Below are 23,724 nucleotides of genomic sequence, written 5' to 3' on the forward strand. Positions count from 1 at the left end.
TTGGTCGACGAATCAACGCACAGGTCGTCGGCATCGTTCGTCTCAATCGGGAGGCATCGTGTCTCGCTTGTCGCGTATCCCGGCTATCGCAGCCATCCTGCTGCCATCACTGCTCGTCCTGAGCGCCTGCTCTTCCTCCCAACAGGTGGACGCTGCCGGTGCAGCGCAGTCGTACGACAAGACCACCAAGGAGGCCTGCGATGCCGGTGCGGCAGAGGGTGAGCTGAATTATTGGTCCGCGACGGACCCGGGGGACTTCGCCAAGGAGATCGCGCCTTTTCAGAAGGCTTATCCGGAGATCAAGGTCAACTTCACGTCGATCAGACCGACGGACGCCACACAGAAGATCATCACCGAGATCCAGGCCGGCCATCAGCTCGACGTCGACGCCACGTCGACTGACTTGCCCTCTGCCCAGCCGTTGTTCGACCGTGGGGCCGTCGTCAGCGTCGACTGGAGCAAGCTCGACATCCCGGAGAATCTTCAGCTGGACTACAACGGCGTCAAGATCTATCGAACCTTGCGCGATTTCATCGGCATTGGCTACAACCCCGATCAAACGCCCGCCGCCGAGGTGCCCTCCGCGTGGGACGAACTCGTCGATCCGAAGTTCTCCGGTCAGATCATCGTCGATCCCCGCGGGGTCTATCTGACCGGGCTTGCGGTCGCGTGGGGGGAGGACAAGACCCTCAATTGGGTGAAGGACTTGAAGGAGACCAGTAAGCCCATCGTGCTCCAAGGTGCCACCGACAGCATCCAGAAGGTGGTCAGCGGCGAGGCGAAGATCACCACAAGTGCAACGACATCGGCGATCAACGCAGTCAAGCAGACCGGCGCTCCGATCGAGATCACCTACCTGGATGTGGTGCCATCGCAGGACAAGTACGGAGTGATCCTCAGCGGTGCCCAGCACCCCAACGCCGCGGCGTGCTTCCTCAGCTGGTTCGGCGGACCGGAGGGCCAGGCCCAGCAGCTGGCCGTCGAATACAAGGGCAACTCTGACAAGCCTGCCAACCTCCCCCCGAACGTGCAGTTGTCGGTCGCCGACCGACCTGATCAGCAGGAGATCTTCACTTCGGTCGGTGCGGAAATCAGCGAGGTCCTTTCGAAGTGACGGTCAGGCAAAACCCTTGCCGCGACACGACTCCGGACGCCACAACCTGCCATGGGGCCACCGCCGGGGAGTCGTCCAAGAGCGAGATCAAGGTGAGCCGGTTGACCCATGCTTACTTCACAAAGGGAAAATGCGTAGTCGCCGTTGACAACGTCGACTTCGATATCCGCACGAATGAGTTCTTCACGCTGCTAGGGCCCAGCGGTTGCGGCAAGACGACCACGCTGCGTTGTATCGCGGGTCTTGAAACACCGACGTCCGGTTCCGTGGAGCTCGGTGGGACGGTGGTCGTTTCCGAACGCGCCGTTGTGCCGACGCACAAACGCGACATCGGCATGGTCTTCCAGGACTACGCGATCTGGCCACACATGTCGGTGTTCGACAACGTCGCGTTCCCGCTTCGGATGGGGCGGCGGCTTCGCAAGACAGAGATTCAGGAGCGGGTGGAAGAGGCTCTGCAACTGGTCAACATGCGCGAGTACATCGATCGCAGGTCGACTCAGCTGTCGGGCGGCCAGCAACAGCGACTGTCGCTCGCCAGGGCGCTGGTGCGTCGCCCCAGGGTCTTGCTTCTCGACGAACCGCTTTCCAATCTCGATGCGAAACTGCGTGAGCAGATGCGCAGCGAGCTACGCCTGATCCAGCAGAAGATCGGCGTGACAACAGTTTTCGTCACACATGACCAGGTGGAGGCTCTTTCGTTGTCCTCGCGCATCGCGGTGATGAAGGAGGGCCGCGTCGTTCAGCTCGGCACCCCGCGCGATGTCTATATGAAGCCGAACTGCGAGTTCGTGGCCGAGTTCGTCGGGTCGACGACATTCCTTCCCGGGCGCGTCACCGGCCAGGCAGTTACCTGCACAATGGTCGACACTGCTGTCGCCGAGCTGCGATGCGCCCCGAACACCGACGTATCGGCCGATGACGAGGTTCTGGTAGCGGTGCGACCGGAGGCGCTGACCGTGACTGATCTGCCAGTCGACGGCCACAACAGCTTCTCCGGTGAGGTAGCGGTCGCGTTGTTCATCGGCGAAGCGGTTGACTACCGAATCATCGCGGGGGACCAGCTGATCCGCGCCAGGGGAAACGCTCGGACGCAGTACGCGACCGGCGCGTCCGTATATGTGAACGCGCTCCCGCAGGACTGCGTGGTGCTGCGGACGAGCGCGCTGAGCAGCGGCGGCAACACATGAATGGCCTGGCGATCCTTTCCGATGCCACGGAAACCCCGCGGGTAGCCGAGCGTCCTATCGCCCCACGGCGTCGCCGTCGCGTTCGAGACCTGCTCACCGGCGAGAACATCGGCAAGACCCTTGCCGTTCTGGCGCTGCTCTACCTGGTGCTGGGCCCGATTGCCATGCTGCTCCTCGCGAGCGTCGAAGACACGACAAACGGAATCACCATCCGGTCGCCGATACCGTGGTCAACCGAGAACTTTCGGGAGATGTTCACAGAGTCCGAGACGTACACGGTATTGCTGACAACCGCCGTGTTCGCGGCCGGCGCTCTGTTCGTGTCGTTCGTCTTGGGCCTGCTTTTCGCATGGCTGGTCGAGCGTACCGATATGCCAGGACCGGGCCTGGTTTTCGTGCTGGTGGTGGCACCGAGCGGCATGCCCGGTTTGATATCGGCGATCGCGTGGAGTCTGTTGATCAATCCCACCAACGGTTACGTCAACGAGGCCGTACGTGGGCTCTTCGGCTTGCAGGGCGAGGGGCCGTTTAATGCATATACGTTGCCTGCCATGATTTTCGTCCAGGGCCTGGCGATGGTGCCGCTGACGTTTCTCTTGATCACCGGGTCGTTACGAGGAATGAGCGCCAGTTTCGAGGAGGCGGCGCGCGCTTCCGGTGCTCCGCCGGCGATGGTGATTCGCAAGGTGACGTTGCCGTTACTTCGCCCTGTGCTCCTTGGCGCCGTCGTCTACCAGTTCGTCACCGTAATCGAAGCGGTGGACATCCCGCTGACTCTTGGGATGCCGGGGAACATCACAGTTTTCAGCACTCACGTATACCGGATCACCCATCCGGCGTTCGGGCTTCCGAACTACGGCTTGTCGAGCGCTTATGGCATCCTGCTGATGCTTCTGGCTCTCGCTCCGCTGCTGTTGTACAACCGTATCGTCAGGCGCTCAGACGAATTCGCCACCGTGAGCGGCAAGGCGTTCCGCCCGCGCATTCTGGGCTTGGGGCGGTGGCGCTGGGTGGCCTTCGGCGGCGCAATGGTGTACGCACTCATATCCTTCGTATTGCCCATGCTTGTGCTGGTTGTCGCCAGCGTCGAACCGTACATCGGCGCACTCAGTTGGTCGCAATTGCAGCATGTCACGCTCGATGCATACCGCGACACGCTGTCTTCGGAGCTGTTTCACAACAGCTTGATCGACACCCTTGTCATGGGTGTCGCCTCAGCAGGATTGGCGATGGTTCTGTCGGTTGCCTTGTCATGGATCATCGTGCGTTCTCGATCGCGGTACGCCCCGGTTGTCGACACCTTGGCGTTTGTGCCACACGCGATTCCAGGTGTCGTCATCGGCCTGGCGGTGCTTCTGTTGTATCTGTTGCTGCCGATTCCCCTGTACGGCACGATCTGGATCATCGTGGTTGCCATGGCCACGCAATACCTCAGCCTTGGCACCCGGTTGAGCAGTGGCGGCATAGCTCAGATCCAGAAGGGTCTGGAAGAAGCCGCGCATGCGAGCGGAGCTGGGACCGCCAAGATGTGGTGGCATGTTCTTCTGCCGCTTCTGCGGCCCGTACTGCTGAACGGATTCCTGTTGATCTTCTTGGCGAGTATCAAGAACCTCACGTTGCCGTTGATTCTGCAGTCGCCCGACAACGTCGTCATGTCGACGCTGATCTGGCACCGCTGGGACTACGGCGACGTCAGCGGGGCCGCGGTGCTCAGCACGGTGCTCACCACGGTGACGGTCGGGGCCGCGATTGCCCTGCGCCGACTGCACGGCTCGGCCGTTCGAATCTGACGATGGAACAACACTAAATAACCCGCTCATCAACCGATTTGGAGGACTTCATGCCGATACCTCAAGCAGAAATTGCGGACCGCCACGAGCGGCTCCGTCAGCAGATGGATCAGCACAGTCTGGATGCGGTGCTCGTCGGCGAACGGTACAACTACTGGTTTCTGACCGGTCACCGTACCCGCGAGATCGAGAAGGTCATGCGGCCGATGCTCTTCGTACTCCCTCGCCAGGGCGATCCGGTCGCGATCGTCTATAGACAGCAGGGCGCGAAGGTGAAAGCGAACATACCCACCGTGCGCGTCTATGGGTACGAAGATCTGCCCTTCGACACTGAACTACTCGTTGAAGCGGTCAAGGAAGCCGGCCTCAGTACGGCCAGGATCGGTTTCGAACTCGGCCCGAACCAGCGCCTCGGAATCGCCTATGAGCATCTGTCGGCGCTTCGGTCTGCATTACCTGACCTTGTGATGGCCGACGCCGGCCCCGCGATCGAAACGGTAAGGCTGCACAAGTCGCCCTACGAGATCGAGATGCTGCGAGAAGCCGCCGCCATGAGCGCTCGTGCCTGGGAGCGGGTGATCGCCGAATTCAGCGTTGGTCAGAGCGAGCGCGAATTCGCAACCGCTGTCGGGGTGGAGTTGCTCCGTGAAGGCAGCGAGTTCGATGTCGCCGGGCACGTCACCACGGCAACAAGTCGAGCCGCATACGACGAGCCGCTGCAGGCTGGAGACACTATTTGGTGCGACTTCGGCGCGACGCTCGAGGGCTATCAAGCCGACATCGGCAGACGTGCGGTGATGGGTCAACCGAGTTCGGACCAACTGGACGTGCATCGCCTGGTGACCTCGCTGTTCGACCGCACGCTGGAAGCCGTACGTCCTGGAGCTCGCGCCAGTGACGTGGCGAAGGCCTGCAGCGAAGCGATGAAACAAGCGGGCCTGCCCGAGCTGACCGAGCGCAAACGAATCGGCCACGGTCTTGGACTCAATGCCGGTGAGGGCCCATCACTCGGATTGCAGGATCACACGGTTCTGGAACCGGGAATGGTGCTGTGCGTCGAGCCGAGGTTCTTCCTGCCCAGTAAAGAGAAGATTCACATCGAGGACGTGGTCGTGGTCACGAGCGACGGCTACGAACCGATCTCGACTGGTGCGGGTGAACTTGCAGTCGTGGCGGTGTGATCTTAAATGAAACGCCCTATCTACATATCGGCTGACACGTGCGAGGAGCTGCTGGATCCGCAGTCCGCTGCGGAACTTGCCGAACGCGCGCTGGCGTGGGAGGCCGCTGGAAAGGTCACGTACGGCCAGGTTCGGGCGCTGAAGATGAAGGTGCCTGACACAGGCTTTCGTTTTCACTCCAAGGTCGTCGCGCTTCCGGAACTCGGCGTCGCAGGTGCACGGGTTGTCGGATACACAACTGCGCCCGACGGCAGTCGGCCGAGGGCATCCGAGACCACCCGGCTGATCGTCCTGATGGACATCCACACTGGTGTGCCGTTGGCAATCGTCGACGAGCATTACAACTATGCGCTGCGCACCGCGGCCAGTGTTGGCGTGGCCGCACGTATCGTCAGACCAGAAGTCCCCACGTTGGGCATGATCGGAGCGGGAGTCGTTGCCCGGGCCGGCATAAAGATCATGCTTACACAACTGAAAGTTGAACGCCTCCTTGTGCATTCCCGCACGCTGGCACGGTGCCAAGCTCTTGTTGAGCTCGCCGCGACGATGGCGCCTACCGTCGACGTGACAATCGCCGAGTCCTCGGCGCAGGTGCTGGCCGAGAGCGATCTCGTTGTCATGGCCACAACGGCGTCGTCGCCGATTCAAGTCGGCCCGCTACCCGAGGGACTTGTGATCTGCGCGCTGGGCTCCAATGAGATCGATGCTGCGGGGTACTTGAGCGCCGACCACTTCATCGTCGACGACTGGGCGCAGACGAAAGCCGCCTCCGACATCGCGGCGATGCTCGAAGCCGGACACGACTTGGCAGGCCGACTGACGGCGACTTTGCCTGAGCTGGTGCACAACTCAGCGCCCAATTGGTCCGACAACGACTCGGTGATCATCCGTACCGAAGGTATGGCATCGCAGGACATCGCCTTCGCGCATCACGCCTGGCGGGAATACACGCAATGACGTCGGGACGGTCCACCACGACGAGGCAGACGCAGGGCTTGTCGGGACTTCTCGGGCAGACCATCGCTGGCATGTCCGCCGACGTTATCGGTGAGGAGACATGGACTGCGCTGAAAAGTCACCTGCTGGACTGCATCACGCTCATCATCGCCGGTCGCACCAGCCCACGAGTTCGCCGCGCGGTGCAGGCAACCGAGATGCACGATCCGGCGTTCGCGTTGAGTCTGGCTTGTGGCGCGCTCGGGCTCGACGATTTCGATGAGGCCACCAGAACACATCCCGGAGCGGCGCTGGTGCCGGCGTTGATCGCCGCCGCGGCGGGGCGTTCGGCGCCGGTCACCGGGAAGGATTTCGCGGTCTCACTTCTGGTGGGATACGAAACATTCAAATGGCTCGGCGCGGCGATGGATGCGCGGCACATGCACCAACGGGGACGTCATCCCTCCACCATGGTGGGGATGCCGGCAGTCGCCGTCGCCGTCGCGCGCTTACTGGGTTCTGCAAAGGAGGAGATCCAGGGCGCGGTTGGGGTAGGCGCGGCGCTGGCGTGTGGGCTGACCGAGTTCGACGCGAAGGAAGACATGCGCGCCGTCCAGACAGCGTGGGCGGCGAGTAGTGGGGTCAAGGCTGCACAGTTGGCAAAGGCGGGTTTTCGGCCATCGCCGTACGCTCTCGAGGCGGCCGGGGGGCTGTTGAAGGGGTCGACTGCGTCGGTTCCCCCAATTGAGGAATTCGGTGAACAACCGTTCGCCGTCGAGTTGGTCAGCTTCAAACCCTACGCGCACTTCAGCGACCTTCATCCGGCTACGTCCGCGTTACTCCGAGCCGTTCAGGGCCGCCGAGTGATGGCCGAGGAGGTCGCGACGATGCATGTTCACATCACCCCAACTGCGGTAGCCCGATTACACCGAGCTTTGCCGCCACGCACTTCGAAGGAGGCCAAGCGGTGCGCGGAGTACGTCCTCGCCGCATGTCTGCTTGGCGATGGATCTGGGGAACCGGTGCCGAGTCCGACGATTGACGACACGCGTATCGGGGATCGCAGTGTGCTCGCGCTCGCCGAACAGGTCCAAGTTGTTGCCGATCTGCCGGAACCGGCGGGGTCCGACGACCACCACGCCGTCGATCGGCAGGTCGTCGCGCGTGTCGAAGTGGTGCTGAGGAGCGGCGAGGTGTGCTCCGGCACGAGCACGGGATACCCGGGCGATGGCCGCGACCCCGCTTTGCGCTGGACCCTTGACGACGCCCGTAACCGATTTGACGCACTGGCCTTGCCCGCCATCTCACAAGCCGGGATAACGCCGCAGGCCGTGCTGTCGATTGCGACCGATCTGCCGCGACTCGCAGACGTGCGGCCAACAGCGCAAGCCATAGCCGCGCTGCCGTATGCGGGCTAGGAAAACTGCGGTCCGGCCGCATTGACGGGCCGGCCCTGCGTATGCCCACGGATCCGCGGGCGGTAGTTCAGCCGATCGCGGCGATGTCGTCGTCGTCGACGAAGATCAGGCTGCCGTCGGCGAGTTGGACCGCCCACCGGCGGGCGGCGTCAACGATGTGGTGCTCGCCGATGTCCACCGACTGGCCGGAGTAGCCCCCGAAATCCTCGACAACTACCCCCTGCACCTCACGTGGAGTGCCGGGATAGACCCGAACCGCGGAGTCCACCGCGATCTTTCCTTGCGGACCCCCAGCAGCCGCCGCATCTGTGGCTTGCATATAGTCCTCCCCTTTCCGCCCTGACCCAGGGTCAACTATTACCTTAATTCCGGTTGTCCAGCGCGTACGAATACCCGCAAAATCGGCCAATTCCTCATTTGCTCCGCCCGGAAGTGCGGTAATTGACGGTTTGGTCACAATTCCGCAGGCCACAGCGCCGGAGGATGCGGCGGGCGCGGGCCCGGCGCTCGCCGCCGGAGGGCCGCCGGACGGTGTGTTGAAGTGGTCTATTGCCCGTAGGCGGGTGGGTCCTGCACCACGGGCGCGGCCGCGGCCAGCAGGTCGGCGGGGTCGCCGGTCAGCGGGGGATAGATGCGCTGGCCATTGATGACGCGCTTGGTCGCCTTGGCCTGCGCACCGCGGCTGACGACCTTGCGGTCCCAGCCTTCGGTGTACACCGCGCCGGCAGGGCCGAGATCGAGCACGGTGCAGTACCAGGGGATGCGCAGGGACAACATCGGCGCGCCCAGCAGATCGCTGATGACGTTGTGGCCGGCGTAGCGGCCCATCGGTCTGCCGTGCTGACACGACATCACCGACAGGTGCTCGTCATCCATCTTCGCCGCCGCCACGTCACCCGCCGCGAATACGCGCTCGACCCCCTCGACCCGCAGGTAGTCGTCGACGGGCAACCGCCCGAGTCGATCTCGCGGCACATCCAACTGTTCCGTCAGCGGGTTGGCCCGCATGCCCGCACACCACACCACGGTCGCCGCGTCGATCACCTCGCCCGACGACAGCGTGACGCTGCGGTCGTCGACGGCGCCCACGCCGACACCGGTTATCGCCTCGACCTTGTTGGCGGCCAACGCTTCTTCGATGACGGGACGGGCCGATTCGCCCATGTCCGAGCCGACGTGGGCGTTGCGGTCGACGAGGATCACCCGCGGCGTCACCCCTGGGCCGAGCGCGTCCGACAGCATCGTCGGCAGTTCACTGGCGATCTCGATGCCGGTCAGCCCGGCGCCGACGACGACCGCGGTCGCGGTGGCCGGGTCGGGCTCTCGCGTGGACAGTGCGCGGAGGTGGGTCTGCAGCCTGCTCGCGCCCGCGTACGTGTCGACGTCGTAACCGAATTCGGCCAGCCCGGGAATGTCGGGCTTGACCACGCTGCTGCCGACCGCCAGGACGAGGCGGTCGTAGCCGTAGACGCCGCCGTCGGCGGTGCTCACGGTGGCCGCGGCGGCGTCGATGCCGGTGACGTCGGCGGCGATGTGGCCGACACCGACGGGATCGAGCAACTGCTGCAACGGGATTCGGCACGGGGTGAGATCGGGTTCGTAATTGCGCACCCGGATGTCGTGGTAGGGCTGGCGACTGATGACGGTGATCTCGACGCTGCCCTGTGGGCGCCCCAACTCGTCGAGGCGCCTGGCGGCGCCGAGCGCGGCCCACAGCCCCGCGAAACCGGACCCGAGGACGACTACCCGACCGTCGATCGCTCTCACCACTTCCCGCGGTGCACGACCTCGTCGAACGGCCGGCGATCGGGTTTGTTGATCGGAGTGAGCGGGCGATCGGCGGGATAACCCACACCGATCATGTAGGCGACGAAGTGGTCGTCGGGCACACCCAGGATCGCGCGGGCCTTCGGCTGGTCACCCACCGAGGAATGGCCGGTGCCGATGCCGAGATCCGTGGCGGCCAGCATCATCGCCATGGTCGCCTGACCCAGGTCGTACTGGTCGATGACCTTGCGCCGCTCATCGGGCGGCTCGGGAGCGACGAGGACAATGGCCGCAGGCGCCGACGCGATGTGGCGGGCGCCCTGCCAGACCGTCGAGAGTTCGCGCAGCTGCGCCTCGTCCGTGACGATCACGAAATCCCAGGGCTGACGGTTCTTGGCCGACGGTGACCGCCGGCCCGCTTCGACGATGCGTTCGAGATCTGCATCGGCGACCGGTTCGGGCCGATAGCTTCTGACGTTGCGCCGAGCGCGAATCGCGTCCCACACCTCCATGGTGACCTCCATTCTGGCAGTAGCCAATGTGCAATCTATGGCGTGACTGGTCCCGTCCATGCAAGCGCGGGGCGCGTCGCGGCAATTCCCCTCGACGTTGTCGACGTTCCGTGACTTTTTATTCTGTTTATTCTGTGGCTGCGGCGAGCCATGCCGCTTCTTCGCCGGGCGCCGGTAGCACACGACCGCCTTCGACGGCGTAGTGCGCAGGGCTGCTTTCAAAGACCACCAGTACGCGCTCTTTGCCGATGCCGGTGATCTGCGTCGCGGCCTCGGCGACTTCCATTGCCAGGCGCGTCGTTTCGGCTTCGGGGTGGCCGTCGCGGACCCATCCGGTGATGAGGAGTGGGCGGGCCGGTACGGCGTCGGTGTAGATGTTGTCGGCAGCCACCTCATTGAACACCACGTTGACGTAGGTGCTCGGAACGTGGTTGATGTCGGAGTGAATGCGGGTGATCTCGGCGGCCAGGGCTGCTTTCGTCGCGGCGTCGAGGGTCGATTCGGCGGTGGTGCAGGTGTAGATGGGCATTGCTTCGCTCCTTGAAGAATCCCCTTGAAGAATCCGTTGAAACCCGTGTGGAACCGCGAAGCCCGGCGGGACTTGTGCGCCGCGCCGGGCCTCGCTACTCGTCAGCCAAGCCGCGGCAGCTCCGGCTGGGTGTGGACGACGATGACGGTGGGGCCGTCGGCGTTCAGCGCCGTCTTGAACTCGTCGGCGAGCGCATCGGTGGTGGTGACGTCGGCCGTATGGCATCCGAAACCCTTTGCCACCGACGCGATGTCGAGGCCTGGCAGATCCAGCGCAGGCACATTCGGCGTGTTCTCCAGCAGTGCGAACCCCTTGAGGATCTCGTATGCCTCGTTGCGCAGAACCACGAACACGACCGGCAGTTTGTGCTGGGCGGCCGTCCAGATGGCCTGCACGGAGTACTGGAATGAGCCGTCGCCGATGGTGGCGACGATGTGCCGATTGACGCCGCGTTCGCGGTCTCCGAGCGCGACGCCGACCGCGCCGGGGACGCCCCATCCGATGCCGCCGCTGCCGGTGGCGTAGAACGCGCCGGAGTGTGTGGTGGGCAGCCACTGCAGAAGTTCGGCCATCGTCGACGTGGACTCCATCACCACCGCCGAGTCGTCGGGCTTGACCGTGCTCAAGGTCGCATACACCTCGTCGGCCGTCAGCCGTTCCGACGGCGCCGACTTGCGCACGGCACGGTCGCGGTGCAACGGCGTCGGAACCGGTCGGCCCGTGTCCGCGTCGATCAGGTCGACCAGAGCCTCCAGGGCCACCTTCACGTCGCCGACGAGGCTGTCCCCGACGGGAGCCTTGGCGGCCACCCGCGGATCGGAGGTGATCTGTAGCAGGTCGGTGCCCTCAGGCAGGTACTCACCTGCCACGTACGGGTAGTAGCGGAACACCTCGGCCCCGACCACGACCACCAGATCGTGGCCGTGCACCATCTGGCTTACCCCGGCGATGGTCATCGGCAGCGGCCCCTGATACAGGCGGTGGGTCTCGGGGAACGAGACTCGGTCGGGTAGCGCGCTGCCGTAGACCGGCGCGCCGAACTTCTCGGCGAAGGCGACGCCGGCGTCCCAGCCGCCTGCGCGGTCGACTTCCGGGCCAAGCACGAGCACCGGATTCTTGGCCCGGTTCATCCGGTCGGCGAACTCGGCCAGCCGTTCGGCGTCGGGCGCGACGCGCCTGCTGACGGTGCGAACCACCGCGGGCCCGAGCGCGGGCTTCTGCCAGTCGTCGAGCGGGATCGACAGGAACACCGGCCCCATCGGCGGCTGCGTGGCGATCGCATAGGCGCGCATGATCGCCGCGGGCACATCTTCTGCGCGCGCGGGCTCGTAGGCCCACTTGACCCAGGGCTGCGGCATGGTCGTCGCGTCCGGGTTGTTCAGGTACGGGTCGATGACCGACATCTCGCGGGTCTGCTGGCCGGCCGTGATGATCAGCGGTGTGTTGGCGCGGTAGGCGGCGACCAGGCTGCCGATGCCGTTGCCGGTGCCCGCCGCGGTGTGCAGGTTCACCAGGGCGGGCTTGCCGGTGGCTTGTGCGAAGCCGTCGGCCATCGCCACGGCCGAGGCTTCCTGCAGCGCCAGCACGTAGGTGAAGTCGTCGGGGAAATCCTGCAGGAACGTCTCCTCCGTCGACCCCGGGTTGCCGAACACCGTTGTCAGGCCGAGGTTTCGGAGCAACTCGTAGGTCACCTCGTGGACCGTCTTCTGATCTGCCATGGGAATCACCAGCTTTCGTCGTGGGAAGAAATCCGGCTGAGAGGCGGTTGCCGCCACAGCGCTGGTAATCACCTTCGCGGTCGCTGAGTGCCGGGTCATCGACGCTGACCACAATCAAGCGGTCACGGTGCCCGTGAACCCGCAGTTACCGCTAGCAGGTACTACTGGCTACTCGAACGTCGGTCGGATCCATCGGCCTCGACCGGCACCGTCGCGGTTATCGTGGTGCCGGCGCCGGGCTGGCTGGATATGTGCAGTTCGCCCGAGAGCGCCTCGATTCTGTCCTTGAGCCCGACGAGACCGGAGCCTCCGCCGGGGTGTGCGCCGCCGATCCCGTCGTCGGTGATCGACAGGTGCAGTGTGCCGTCGCGGGTGGAGGCTCTCACCGACACATCGGTCGCGTCGGCGTACTTCGCGGTGTTCGTCAACGCCTCGGCGACCACGTAGTAGGCGGCCACTTCCACCGAGTCGGGTAGCTCGTCGTCCACGCTCACGTCGAGCTGCACGGGTACGGGGGAGCGGCGGGCGAGCGTCTTGATGGCCGGGCCCAGTCCTCCCCGCGACAGGATGGCCGGATGGATACCCCGGCTCAACTCCTGCAGGTCGGCGTAGAGGCCGGACAAACCGTCGATCACCTCGTTGAGTTGCGAGTGCAGCGCGTCGTCCTCGGGTGCCGACGCCTCGATGGCGCGCAGTTCGAGACCGAGCGTGACGATCCGCTGTTGCGCGCCGTCGTGCAGATCGCGCTCGAATCGACGGCGGGCCTGGTCCGCGGCGGCGACGATGCGGGCGCGCGACGCCTTCAACTCGGCGCCGGTTTCGGCGTTGAAGATCGCGGTGGCGACCAGGTCGGCGAAATCGCAGATGTGCGATTCGGTTTCGGGTGGCAGCGGTTCCGGCGACGCGGAGCCGACCACCAGTGCGCCCCATGTCCGGTCGGCGACCGAGATCGGCGCGCCCGCCGCCGAGCGCAGCCCGAGGGACCGCAACTTTGCCGCCGTGGTGCCTGCTGCGTCGCGATAGTCGGTGATGCGGGCGGGTTCACCGGTTCGGAACACCTTCGCGGCGACGCTGTCACCGGAAAGCGAAAGACGTTCTCCGACAGCAAGTTTTCGGTCCGGATTGACATCGGTGGATGCGACGATGACGAATTCGTCGCCGGTTTCGTACCGCAGCATCGTGACGTGTTCGACCCCGAGGCCGCGCGCCAGCTCGGTGACCGCAACGGGATAGATGTCTGCGGGTGCGGCCTGTCGCGCGACCAGGGTGGCCACCCGCCGCAACGCGGCCTGCTGCCGGGCGAGCGAATCGGCCTGCCGCCGTCGTTCGTTGGCTTCGGCGGCGCGCAGCCGCGCCTGCCCGACGAGGACGTTTGTCAACAGCGCCAGCGTCGAGAACACGGCCACCGCCGGGGCCAGGCTGCCGCTGCCCTCGGAGACGTGAAACCAGACGTAGGCCAGCGTGCTCGCGACCGACATCGCCAACGCCAGGGCGAAGCCCCAGCCCGCCGACACCACCAGCACCCCGAGCAGGAACACCGCGCCGAAGGCGTTGTCGGGGGCCACCCGCTTGAGCAGGTGCACGATCAGCACCTCCGCGCCGATCAGCGCCGCGGCCGTGGCCACCCCCCATTTCGCCGGCGGCGCGGTGGGCCGCAGCAGCAACGCCAGCATCCGGGCGCGCAGCGACGGACCCGGTGCACTCTTCCCGTTAGCGGTAATGCCATCCCTCGCTGCATCTGACACCCTCGAAGTATGTGCCGTGAGGGGGTGGTTACGTGCGCTGTTTGATCGTGGACGACAGCGCCGCCTTCCGCAACGCGGCCAGCCAGATGCTCCAGCGAGCCGGCGTCAGCGTCGTCGGCGTTGCGGCCACCGCGGCCGAAGCGCTGAGCTGCTATGAGCAGCTGCACCCGGACGTCGTGCTTGTCGACATCGACCTCGGCCCCGAGAACGGCTTCGACGTGGCCGAGGCGCTGCACAAAGCGGGTCCGCCGGAGCCGTCGGTCATCCTCATCTCGACCCATTCCGAGCAGGACTTCGCCGACCTGATCGCCGAAAGTCCCGCGCTGGGGTTCCTGCCGAAGTTCGCGCTGTCGGGTGAGTCGATCCGCCGGATCGCCGCACGCCGATAGCCGCCGCCAGGGCACTATCTGGGTTACCTGGCGGCGGTCGGTGCGGTGGTCCGTGTTGCGTCCAAATGTGCCCCGCCGACCACAGGTCCGACGTCGTCAAGGTTGGCGCCACTTGTTTCTTCCGGTTAGCTGGAAAGTGCAGGCTTCCGGTTAGCGGGAAGGCACAAGCGATTCGCGGCGTGATGGGAGGCGGGCATGACGACGACGCTCTTCCTGTGCGGTGATGTGATGACCGGCCGCGGGATCGACCAGATCCTGTCGTATCCCGGTGATCCCGCTCTGCGCGAAAGCGTGGTCACCGACGCGCGCACCTATGTCAGGCTTGCCGAGCGTGTCAACGGGACGATCCCCCATCCGGTGCCGTTCGAATGGCCGTGGGGCGACGCGTTGTCCGTGCTGGACGAGACCGCCCCCGACGCGCGCCTGATCAATCTGGAAACGGCGATCACCACTTCGAGCGACTTCGCCCCGGGCAAGGCGGTGCACTACCGGATGAACCCGGCCAACATCGGATGCCTGACGGTCGCCGGGCCCGATGTGTGCGTGCTCGCCAACAACCACGTGCTGGACTTCGGCGTGAGCGGTTTGGCCGAAACCCTACAGGCGCTGGATGATTCGGGGCTGACCCACGTCGGCGCCGGGCACTCGAAGGCCGTGGCGCACCGTGCCGCGATACTGCCAGGCGGTGTGGTTGTGGTCGCTGCCGGGTCGAGATCCAGTGGTGTGCCGCCGTCTTGGGCGGCGACCGACGATCGACCCGGCGTGGCATACCTCGACTCGCTGTCCGATGCGCGATGCGAGGAACTCGCCGCAGACGCACTGGCGGCCAGAGGCGCCGATGAGGTCATGGTGGTCTCCCTGCACTGGGGGTCGAACTGGGGCTACGAGATCGACAACGCCGCGGTTCGGTTCGCCCACCGGCTGATCGACGCCGGTGTCGACGTTGTCTACGGCCACTCGTCGCACCATCCCCGCCCGATCGAGGTCTACCGCAACCGGCTGATCCTCTACGGCTGCGGCGATCTGATCAACGACTACGAGGGCATCGAACCCTACCGCAACTTCCGCGACGAACTGCGGCTGCTCTACTTCGCGACGTTCGACGGCGGCCAACTGCAGCAGCTGCGGATGGTGCCGATGCGGGCGCGCCGTATGTGCCTCGAGCGCGCCGACCGCGAGGACACCGAGTGGCTGCGCGCCACCCTCGAAGAGGCCAGCGCGCCGTTCGGCACGCGAGTCCGCTATGAGGACGAGGCGCTGGTGCTATGAGAAATAGTCCGGCCCGCCGACGTAGACCGTGTCACCGGTGCGGTGAGGTTCGTCAACGCTTTCGACGATCGCGCGCGCGAACTGCTCCGCGGTCGGCAGGCCCCCGCTCGCATCTCGACGCGCCGACACCGCCTGCGGATCACGCCGGTCGAACAACCGCACCATGATGCTGTCTTCGATCATGTCGCCGGACACCACGATGAAGGTGATGCCTGCCGCCTCGAACTCGTCTGACATGCCGCGAAGCGCCAACTCGCCGGCCTGCTTGCTCTCGGCGACGGGCACGTAGTCGGGGGGCACCGGCCGACGCCCATAGAAATGCGCCAGATGGCTGGTGACGAACACGATGCGGCCACCCGCGCCCATCAACGGAATGGCCGCGCGCGCCAGGTGAATCTGCGCGTCGCGGTTGAGCCGCATCGGATAGCCTTCGTCCGCTCCGCGCTCCAGTCCACCGGATGCGTTGAGTATCAACACATCCAGTTGACCGAACCAATCGCGGACGTCGTCGAGCATCGCCGCGACCGCCGCCTCGTCGGTCAGATCGGCCTGCATCGCGCTGGCTGCGCCGCCCGCCGCACGTATGGTCGCCACCACATCGTCTGCACGCTTTGCCTTTTCCCGGTAGTTGACGACGACGTGGCGGTCAGGGCCGGCCAGGCCCGCGGCGATCGCGGCCCCGGCGCCGCGCGAGGCCCCTGTCACCAGGATGACCTGCCGGGTCACGCCGGGCGCGGTGAGGTGGCGTCGGTGAGGTCGTAGTCCAGTGTCACGCCGCCCCATGCCTCTCCGGCTCCGTAGGCCACCAGCGTCATCCTGCCCGCCTTGGGGATGGACTGCTCGGCGACGCAGGTGCCGAGGGCGAGGGGGATCGAGGCGGCCGACGTGTTGCCGAACTGCTCGACGCAGTCGACGAACACCGCGTCACCGATGTCTGCTTCTTCCCGGATCTTCTGCAGGATCCGCGTGTTGGCCTGGTGGCCGATGATGACGTCTGACTTGATGCCGTCGGCGTGCAGGCGTTTGACGGTGTCGGACATGGTTCGCACCGCGCGGTCGTAGACCTGCATTCCGTCCAGTTGAATGCCGCCGCCGATCTCGCCGCGCATGATGTCTGCGCGGTCGCCGTCACAGCCTGCGTGCCAACTGGATTCGCGGAACTCCGGCCGATCCTCGAGCAACACCGCGCCGGTGCCGTCGCCGAACAGACATCCTGTGTTGCGGTCGTTCTTGTGGATCAGCCGCGACATCGCCTCGACAGCGCAGACGATGACGGCGCCCGCCGGCCTGCACAGCGACAGCCCGGTGATCAGGCCGTAGACGAATCCGCTGCAAGCGGCGTTCATGTCGAACGCCAACACCTCGGTGGGCAGTCCCGCGGATTTGGCGACGCGCTGTGCGATGCCGGGAACCTTCCCGCCTGTCGAACTGCTGACCACGACCAGCGCCGCGATGTCGACGCGCTCGCCGTGCCGGGCCACCAGCGGTGCACACACCCGTGCGGCCACATCTTCCAGCGGCACTTCGGGATCCATCCACCATCGCGCAGCCACCCCGGTGCGCCGCCGGATCCACTCGTCGGTCAGGCCGATCGAGTCGAAGTAGTCGTTGGCGACGCGCTCTCCCGGTGTGTCGATGACGATGTCGACGATGCCTGCGGTCATGCCGAGCCGATCAGTTCTTTGAAGTAGCTCCCGATCTCCAACGGCGTCAAGCAGTCCGCGACGCGTTCCAAGTCAGCCTGCACGCCGAACTCCTTCTCGAGCGCCTGGCTGAGGTCGACGACATCGAGGGAATCCATGTCGAGGTCGTAGACCGGCTTGTCGAAATCGGAGACCTCGGCCGACGGCACCCGCCGCCGGATAATCGACAGCATCACTGAGTTCATTCGATCTTCTACGGGCGGCATCGCATCGCGCCTTTCACCTTCTTCGTGTTTCTCATGGTCGCTCGTCGAGCTTGTACAGAACCGAACCTGACGTGGTGATCGACCGCGCGGGTACGACGATCTCCGCTATGGTGCCGGGCTTTTCGGCGAGTAGGTCGACACTGCTCTTGTCGGTCTCCAGTACCGCGACGACGTCGCCGCGTTCGACGACGTCGCCTTCGGATACCAGCCACTCGACGACGAGCGCGTCGGTCAGTCCGTGGCCGAACTCCGGTACGCGGATGTCGATGCAATCGCTCAACCGCACATCTCCTCGATCGCGCTGACGATGTCGGAAACATCGATCAGGTAATCGTTTTCGTAGTCGGCAGGGGGATAAACCTGCCGCGGCGGCGCCAGGCGCCGCGGCGCCGCCTTCAGACGATGACCGCCGCGCTCGGCCACGGTGGCAACGACTTCGGCGCCGATTCCGCCGAACTTGACCGCTTCGTGCACCACGAGAAGGCGACCGGTCCTTGTCACCGATTCCAGCACCGTGTCGGTGTCCATCGGAGCGATCCAGCGCAGATCGATGACCTCGGCGTCGACCCTGTCGGCGAGCCGGTCGGCGGCCATGAGCACTTCTTCGAGAAGCGCGCCGAACCCGACCACCGTGATGTCGGATCCGCGCCGCACGATCCGTGCGCCGGCCGGTGAATCCGACTCCGTCCCGAGGCGAGGTTGCTGTTTGCGGTTGAAGTACAACCGCTTCGGTTCGAAGAAGATCACCGGCGATCCGAGGCCGCACGAGTACTTCAGCATCGCCGCGGCGTCGGCGGGGCACGACGGATAAGCGACGTGCAGTCCCGGTATGTGCGCAAACAACGCCTCGTTGGATTCACTGTGGTGCTCGACGGCGCGGATGCCGCCGCCGACCGGAACCCGGACGACGAGGTTCAGCGCGATCTGGTCGTTCCAGCGAGTCGTCATCCGGGCGGCCTGGGTGACGATTTGGTTCATGGCGAGATAGACGAAGCCGTCGAACTGGATCTCGCACACGGGTTTCAGCCCGCTCAACGCCATTCCGATCGCCTGACCGACGATGGCCGACTCGGCCAGGATCGCATCGCGAACCCGGCCCGCGCCGAAGCGGTTCTGCAAACCCTTGGTCACCCGGAACACGCCGCCGAGGCGGCCGATGTCCTGGCCGATCAACACCACGGACGGATCGTCTTCCATCAGGTCCGCGAGAGCCCCGTTCAGCGACTCCGCCAGGGACAGCGGTCTTGTCATGGTCACGTCGCGAACGCCTCCAAGAGCGCGCGGCGCGCCGCCCCGGCCTGCGCTTCGACGGTGGCGAGCCACTGATCGTCGACAACTCCGGCGGCGTAGAGCTTTTCGCGGTAGGCCGCGACGGGATCGTTAGTCTCGGCAACGGCCAACTCGTTCGGATCGCGATAGGTGCGGTGTGGGTCGGACGTGGTGTGGCCGCGGACGCGGGTGGCGCGCAACTCGATCAGCGCGGGCGCCTGCTCGGCTTCGACGTATCGTCGTGCGGTCAGGCAGGCGAGGTAGGTGTCGTCGGGATCGTCGGCGGCAATGGACCACGATCGAAGCCCGAAACCGTTGGCACGGTCGGCGATCGAGGTCGCCATCTGTTCGCGGCTGGGCTTGGAGATCGCCCACCCGTTGTTCTGGCAGATGAACAGCACCGCAGCGGATTCGACGGCGGCCAGGTTCATCGCCTCGGACATGTCGCCTTCACTGGTGGCGCCGTCGCCGATGTAGATGACCACGGTCTCGGGCATGTTCTGCAGCCGCCGGCCGATCGCATACCCCACCCCGTGCAGGGCCTGGGTCGCCAGCACCAGCGTGTAGGGAAAGAACCGGTGCCGGTGCGGATCCCACCCGCAGAACGTGCGGCCTGCCCACTGCGCCACCAACGAGACGCCGTCGATGCCGCGTTGCACAGCAACGGCGTGCTCCCGGTAGCTGGGGAAGATGACAGCCTCATCGCCGATCGCCGTCGCCGAGCCGACCTGTGCGGCTTCCTGGCCTCGGCATGGCAGCCACAAGTCGAGCGCACCCTGGTTCTGCAGCAGGCTCGCCTCGTCGTCGATTGCCCTGGCGACCAGCATGTATCGCAACATTGTTCGGCGTGTTTCGGCGTCGATGGAGGCCATCACATCAAGCTGGTGCATACCGGCCGACGGCCGCGTCGGCTCAGCCATTGTGCCAAGCCTCGTGTCGTTCGAGCGGCCCGGTACCGGTGATATCCACCTAACTAAGCTAACTGCTTTGCGGCGTTTCTATCGGCAGATGGGTTCCTCAGATTGTTCGGGAGCCTCCCGTGGGGCAGGACGAGAGGTCGCGAGGACAGATCCGGTGAGGATCAGCGCCAGCGCAGCGGTGTTCCACACGGTGAGCGGCTCGCCGAGCACGATCACCCCCGCCAGCAGCGCAACGGCGGGGTTGACGTAGGTGAACACCAGAGCCCGCGCCGCACCGACCTCGCGGATCAGGGCGAAGAACAGAATGAAGGCCAGGGAGGTGCAGATCACCGCGAGCGCGGCGAGCGCGACGAGCACTCGGGCAGAGGGCATCTCGGTCGGCCAACTCGCTGCAGCGGGCGTCGCGTACACCAGGGCCGCGAAGCCCAGACACGTTGCTGCCATCGGCAGCGAGGGCACATTAGACAGGTGGCGGGCGGCGATCAGCGGGGCGATCGCGTAGCAGGTGGCCACCATCAGCACCTCGATGACCGGCCAGGCGCTGCCGACGGCCAGGTGCGGACCGGCGAGCACGGCAACCCCGGCGAACCCGACGGCCAGGCCCGCGATGCGTCGAAACCCCAGCCGTTTCTCGCCGCCGGTGAACCGGTCGAGGATCGCGGCGATGATCGGCGACGCGGCGATCAGCAGACCCGTCATGGAACTCGTCAGGTGCCGCTCGGCATCCGACAGCAGAAACCACGCCGCGATGATCTCGAAGAACGCGAAGCCGAGCAGCGCTTTCCAGTGCTGGCGGATCATCGTCGGCAACGTGCGCGACACCGCGAGCGGAAGCAGAACCGCCGCACCCACCGCCGTCCTGGCGAACACCAGCACCGGCACGGAGACACCGTCGACGGCCACCTTGATCAGCAGGTATGGAATGCCCCAGATGATGCTCATCGCAGCGAACAACAACCATCCGCGCGAACTCACCAGACAAAGATACGGGGTCCTGTGGGGCGCCACCGCAGCCGGTGCGAGCCAGGCGGCACAATCGTCGGCGTGAAGCCCCGCAACGCCACGGTGGCGGCCGCGTTGGCCGCGATCGGTATCGAGCCGGACATCAAAATCCTCGGCGCGGACGCGAAGACGGCTGCCGCGGCCGCCGAACAGTTGGGCTGTGAGGTCGGCGCGATCGCCAACAGCTTGGTGTTCGAGTGCGATGGCAGCCCGCTGCTCGTGATGGCGAGCGGTGCGGGCCGAGTCGATACCGACCTGTTGGCGCGCGTTCTCGGCGCTGGCTCGGTGACAAAGGCGAGCCCGCAGATGGTGCGCAGCGCGACCGGTCAAAGCATCGGGGGAGTGGCGCCGACGGGCCACCCCCGCAAGCTGCGCACCGTCGTCGACGAGACGCTCGCCCGCTATCCGGTGGTGTGGACCGCGGCGGGCACCCCGGACTCGGTGATGCCGCTGTCCTACGAACAGCTGCTGAAAGTCACCGAAGGTGTTGCCGTGCAGGTCCGCTGACGCTATCGCGTCAGCTCGGCATACCGCATGACGTGGTGGTCGGTGGTGCCGAACTCGTACTGCATCGCGGTCAGCCTCTTGAAGTAGTGGCCGATCGCCAGTTCCTCGGTCATGCCCATGCCGCCGTGCAGTTGGACGGCCTGCTGACCGATGAAACGGGCCGCTCTGCCGACGGTCGCCTTGGCGGCCGACACCGATTTGGCGCGCACCGCGGGCTCATCCTCGAGATGGAGCACGGCCAGCAATACGGCCGCGGCTGCCTGCTCGAGTTCGATGTACATGTCGACCATGCGGTGGGCAAGGACTTGGAAACTGCTGATCGGCACTCCGAACTGCTGGCGCTGCTTGGAGTATTCGACCGTGTCCGCCAGAACTTTTCGCATGCATCCGACCGCCTCTGAGCACACCGCGGCCGCCCCCTCGTCGCGGGCCTGCTCAAGCGACGGCCACGCCTTGCCCGCCTCGCCGAGCAGGGCGTCGGCAGGCAATCGAACACCGTCGAGTTCCAGATCGGCGGCCCTGCGGTCATCGATGGTCCGGTATCCCCTCAGCGTGAGACCGCTGACTGCAGTGTCGAGACTGATCAAGAACAGTGACAGGCCTTCTGGGGTGCTGGCGGTCAGCAACAGATGCGTGGCCAAAGGAGCGCTCATCGCAACGGTCTTGCGGCCGTGGAGAATCCAACCGTCGCTGTCGCGTTCGGCGGTGGTCGCGACATCGCGCCAGCGGTCGCCGAACTCGGCCTCGGAAGCGGCGAGCGCGACGACCGCGGAACCTGAGACGATCTGGCCAAGCAGCGATGTCGCCTTCGCACCGCCCGCGCGGCGCAGCAACCCACCCGCGACGACCACCGTGTCGATGTAGGGTTCGATCACCAGGGCGTGACCGAGCGCCTCGGTGATGATCATGAGTTCGACTGGGCCGCCGCCGATTCCGCCGACATCCTCGGGAAGAGTGGCGCCGATAATGCCGAGCTCGGCGGCGAAGGCACGCCAGATCTCTGGCTGCCATCCCGCGCCGGTCTTGGCGGCCGATCGGCTCTCTTCGAGGTCATAGCGCGTGGAAAGAAACTTCGTCAGCCCGTCGCGCAGCAGCTCTTGTTCCTTGGTCAGGTTGAAGTCCATCTACAGCCCCAATGCTGCTTTGGCGAGGATATTGCGTTGAATTTCGTTGCTGCCGGCATAGATTGAGCCGGCGCGGTCATTGAAGTAGCGCACCGGTGCAACCGCCTGCCATGGCTCGCCGCTGACGTAACCGTCGGGTGGCGGCTCGAACTGGGTGACCGGACCCCCCGGCCTGGTGGCGTGGGGCTGATACGCGCGCCCGCGGGGGCCGGCCGCTTCGAGGGCCATCTCGGTCAGCGTTTGACTCAGTTCGGTGCTGATGACTTTGAGCATCGACGACGCCGCGCCGGGATTCTTTCCCGCCGAGACCGCCGCCAACACCTTGTACTCCAGGATCTCGAGCACTTCGGTGCGGATCCGCGCGTCGGCCAGCTTGCGGGCGAACGCCGGATCGTCGACGAGCCGACCGCCCTCGGGCCCCGGCATGTCTGCGGCCACCGTGGCGATCTCTTCGGCCATCACCTGCAGCGCCGGGGACGAGGCGCCGCCGCCGCGCTCGAACTCCAGCAGGTATTTCGCGACCGTCCAGCCGTCGTCGATCTCGCCGACGACGTTTGTCTTCGGCACCCGCACCTCGTCGAAGAAGACCTGGTTCTGGACCTCCTCGCCGGAGGTCATCACCAGCGGTCGGATCTGGATGCCCGGCGAGGCCATGTCGATGAGCAGGAACGTGATGCCCTGTTGCTTCTTCTCCTGCCGTGAGGTGCGCACCAACGCGAACATCCAGTTGGCTTCCCGCGCGTGCGTTGTCCAGATCTTGCTGCCGGTGCAGACCAGGTGATCGCCGTCGTCGACTGCGGCCATGGACAGCGACGCCAGATCTGAGCCCGCTTCGGGTTCGGAATAGCCCTGGCAGAAGAACACCTCGCCGGTGAGGATCCGCGGCAGGAAGTAGTCCTTCTGCGCCTGCGTGCCGTACGCAATGATCGCGTGAGCGACCATGCGAATCCCCATGGGAGACAAGGACGGTGCGCCCGCCAGCGTCGACTCGCGGCTGAAGATGTAATGCTGGGTGAGGCTCCAGTCGCAGCCGCCGTACTCGACCGGCCATGCGGGCGCGGCCCAACCGCGTTCGTGCAGGATCCGTTGCCACTGCATGCTGGCGTCGTGATCGGCGTACACGCTCGTCATCAGGCGACCGGCCGCCCGCAGCTCCGGTGTCAGCTTCTCGTCGAGAAAGGCGCGCACCTCGTCGCGGAACGCGATGTCGGCTTCCGACCACTGCAGGTCCATGGACTCCCCTTTGCTCGGTACGGCACATAGTAAACCTAGTTACTCAACTGAGGTAGGGCCGGGGCTGTCGGTGGGGGCCGCCGGAGGTCTAGCCTGAGCAGACGAAGGAGTGCCGTGGAGTATCGGATCGGCCCGCAGGACCGGAGGCGGTTCAAACGCTGCCGCCGGCAGTGGGATTTCGCGTCCCCGCTCCGGCGAAACC

Annotated in this window: 24 protein-coding genes; 9 read left to right on the plus strand and 15 right to left on the minus strand. The window is 65.5% G+C overall.

Going from position 1 to position 23,724, the window contains the following annotated elements; all coding sequences use genetic code 11:
• Nucleotides 1-145: 145 nt before the first annotated feature.
• From CQY20_RS04320 to CQY20_RS04345, 6 genes are all read left to right on the plus strand, one after another.
• Entirely contained in the window at nt 146-1,114 is a 969-nt protein-coding gene (locus tag CQY20_RS04320; protein ID WP_163700443.1) for an ABC transporter substrate-binding protein, read from the plus strand.
• Between the two features lie 92 nt (nt 1,115-1,206).
• Nucleotides 1,207-2,304 (plus strand): ABC transporter ATP-binding protein, encoded by a 1,098-nt coding sequence (locus CQY20_RS04325; RefSeq protein WP_234816093.1) that lies wholly within the window; start codon nt 1,207-1,209, stop codon nt 2,302-2,304.
• Nucleotides 2,301-4,094 (plus strand): ABC transporter permease, encoded by a 1,794-nt coding sequence (locus CQY20_RS04330; protein ID WP_097938436.1) that lies wholly within the window; start codon nt 2,301-2,303, stop codon nt 4,092-4,094. Before CQY20_RS04325 ends, CQY20_RS04330 begins: the two co-directional genes overlap by 4 nt.
• A gap of 50 nt (nt 4,095-4,144) precedes the next feature.
• Nucleotides 4,145-5,275 carry a M24 family metallopeptidase gene (locus CQY20_RS04335; RefSeq protein WP_133119019.1) on the plus strand — a complete coding sequence of 377 codons (1,131 nt, stop codon included), beginning with the start codon at nt 4,145-4,147 and terminating at the stop codon, nt 5,273-5,275.
• Nucleotides 5,276-5,281: 6 nt separating this feature from the next.
• Nucleotides 5,282-6,232 (plus strand): hypothetical protein, encoded by a 951-nt coding sequence (locus CQY20_RS04340; protein WP_097938438.1) that lies wholly within the window; start codon nt 5,282-5,284, stop codon nt 6,230-6,232.
• 71 nt (nt 6,233-6,303) lie between these two features.
• Nucleotides 6,304-7,629 (plus strand): MmgE/PrpD family protein, encoded by a 1,326-nt coding sequence (locus tag CQY20_RS04345; RefSeq protein WP_163700437.1) that lies wholly within the window; start codon nt 6,304-6,306, stop codon nt 7,627-7,629.
• Between the two features lie 67 nt (nt 7,630-7,696).
• Here the strand turns inward: CQY20_RS04345 and CQY20_RS04350 are convergent, their stop codons facing one another.
• The 6 genes from CQY20_RS04350 to CQY20_RS04375 form a co-directional block, all read right to left on the minus strand.
• Nucleotides 7,697-7,948 carry a hypothetical protein gene (locus CQY20_RS04350; RefSeq protein ID WP_097938440.1) on the minus strand — a complete coding sequence of 84 codons (252 nt, stop codon included), beginning with the start codon at nt 7,946-7,948 and terminating at the stop codon, nt 7,697-7,699.
• A 227-nt stretch (nt 7,949-8,175) separates the two neighbouring features.
• The gene (locus CQY20_RS04355) at nt 8,176-9,387 is read right to left on the minus strand and encodes an NAD(P)/FAD-dependent oxidoreductase (protein WP_097938559.1); all 1,212 of its coding nucleotides are present in this window, start codon (nt 9,385-9,387) and stop codon (nt 8,176-8,178) included.
• Nucleotides 9,388-9,392: 5 nt separating this feature from the next.
• Nucleotides 9,393-9,908 (minus strand): nitroreductase family protein, encoded by a 516-nt coding sequence (locus CQY20_RS04360; RefSeq protein ID WP_097938561.1) that lies wholly within the window; start codon nt 9,906-9,908, stop codon nt 9,393-9,395.
• Between the two features lie 127 nt (nt 9,909-10,035).
• Nucleotides 10,036-10,437: a tautomerase family protein gene (locus tag CQY20_RS04365; protein WP_097938441.1), complete on the minus strand. Its 402-nt coding sequence runs from the start codon at nt 10,435-10,437 to the stop codon at nt 10,036-10,038.
• 101 nt (nt 10,438-10,538) lie between these two features.
• A complete protein-coding gene (gene mdlC, locus CQY20_RS04370) occupies nt 10,539-12,155 on the minus strand; it encodes a benzoylformate decarboxylase (protein WP_097938563.1) in 1,617 nt (538 codons plus the stop codon).
• Nucleotides 12,156-12,316: 161 nt separating this feature from the next.
• On the minus strand, nt 12,317-13,828 hold the full coding sequence (locus CQY20_RS04375) for a GAF domain-containing sensor histidine kinase (protein ID WP_097938442.1): 1,512 nt from the start codon (nt 13,826-13,828) through the stop codon (nt 12,317-12,319).
• Between the two features lie 104 nt (nt 13,829-13,932).
• Between CQY20_RS04375 and CQY20_RS04380 the strand changes: the two genes are divergently transcribed.
• A complete protein-coding gene (locus CQY20_RS04380; RefSeq protein ID WP_097938443.1) occupies nt 13,933-14,289 on the plus strand; it encodes a response regulator transcription factor in 357 nt (118 codons plus the stop codon).
• A gap of 195 nt (nt 14,290-14,484) precedes the next feature.
• Nucleotides 14,485-15,558: a CapA family protein gene (locus CQY20_RS04385; protein ID WP_097938444.1), complete on the plus strand. Its 1,074-nt coding sequence runs from the start codon at nt 14,485-14,487 to the stop codon at nt 15,556-15,558.
• Here the strand turns inward: CQY20_RS04385 and CQY20_RS04390 are convergent.
• The 7 genes from CQY20_RS04390 to CQY20_RS04420 all read right to left on the minus strand — a co-directional run bounded on the left by CQY20_RS04390 (nt 15,553) and on the right by CQY20_RS04420 (nt 20,631).
• Nucleotides 15,553-16,284, minus strand: a complete 732-nt coding sequence (locus CQY20_RS04390; RefSeq protein ID WP_234816094.1) for an SDR family oxidoreductase — start codon at nt 16,282-16,284, stop codon at nt 15,553-15,555. The genes CQY20_RS04385 and CQY20_RS04390 overlap by 6 nt on opposite strands.
• Complete coding sequence (locus tag CQY20_RS04395; RefSeq protein WP_097938446.1) at nt 16,281-17,222, minus strand: 3-oxoacyl-[acyl-carrier-protein] synthase III C-terminal domain-containing protein; 942 nt, start codon at nt 17,220-17,222, stop codon at nt 16,281-16,283. Before CQY20_RS04395 ends, CQY20_RS04390 begins: the two co-directional genes overlap by 4 nt.
• Nucleotides 17,219-17,446, minus strand: coding sequence for an acyl carrier protein (locus tag CQY20_RS04400; protein WP_207767244.1), 228 nt, complete (start codon nt 17,444-17,446; stop codon nt 17,219-17,221). The genes CQY20_RS04395 and CQY20_RS04400 overlap by 4 nt, the downstream gene beginning before the upstream one ends.
• 52 nt (nt 17,447-17,498) lie before the next feature.
• Nucleotides 17,499-17,747 (minus strand): lipoyl domain-containing protein, encoded by a 249-nt coding sequence (locus CQY20_RS04405; RefSeq protein ID WP_163700435.1) that lies wholly within the window; start codon nt 17,745-17,747, stop codon nt 17,499-17,501.
• Nucleotides 17,744-18,718 carry an alpha-ketoacid dehydrogenase subunit beta gene (locus CQY20_RS04410; RefSeq protein ID WP_097938565.1) on the minus strand — a complete coding sequence of 325 codons (975 nt, stop codon included), beginning with the start codon at nt 18,716-18,718 and terminating at the stop codon, nt 17,744-17,746. Before CQY20_RS04410 ends, CQY20_RS04405 begins: the two co-directional genes overlap by 4 nt.
• A 2-nt stretch (nt 18,719-18,720) precedes the next feature.
• The gene (locus CQY20_RS04415; RefSeq protein WP_207767245.1) at nt 18,721-19,656 is read right to left on the minus strand and encodes a thiamine pyrophosphate-dependent dehydrogenase E1 component subunit alpha; all 936 of its coding nucleotides are present in this window, start codon (nt 19,654-19,656) and stop codon (nt 18,721-18,723) included.
• A gap of 78 nt (nt 19,657-19,734) precedes the next feature.
• Nucleotides 19,735-20,631 (minus strand): DMT family transporter, encoded by an 897-nt coding sequence (locus CQY20_RS04420; RefSeq protein ID WP_163700432.1) that lies wholly within the window; start codon nt 20,629-20,631, stop codon nt 19,735-19,737.
• A gap of 69 nt (nt 20,632-20,700) precedes the next feature.
• On the opposite strand from CQY20_RS04420, the gene CQY20_RS04425 reads away from it, so the two are divergent.
• On the plus strand, nt 20,701-21,165 hold the full coding sequence (locus tag CQY20_RS04425; protein WP_097938449.1) for a YbaK/EbsC family protein: 465 nt from the start codon (nt 20,701-20,703) through the stop codon (nt 21,163-21,165).
• Nucleotides 21,166-21,167: 2 nt separating this feature from the next.
• Here CQY20_RS04425 and CQY20_RS04430 read toward each other — a convergent pair whose 3' ends face one another.
• Nucleotides 21,168-22,289: an acyl-CoA dehydrogenase family protein gene (locus tag CQY20_RS04430; protein WP_097938450.1), complete on the minus strand. Its 1,122-nt coding sequence runs from the start codon at nt 22,287-22,289 to the stop codon at nt 21,168-21,170.
• Nucleotides 22,290-23,522: an acyl-CoA dehydrogenase family protein gene (locus CQY20_RS04435; protein ID WP_097938451.1), complete on the minus strand. Its 1,233-nt coding sequence runs from the start codon at nt 23,520-23,522 to the stop codon at nt 22,290-22,292. It lies immediately after the preceding gene.
• Between the last annotated feature and the right edge of the window lie 202 nt (nt 23,523-23,724).

It is taken from the genome of Mycolicibacterium agri, assembly GCF_002553505.1.
Lineage (GTDB): Bacteria > Actinomycetota > Actinomycetes > Mycobacteriales > Mycobacteriaceae > Mycobacterium > Mycobacterium agri.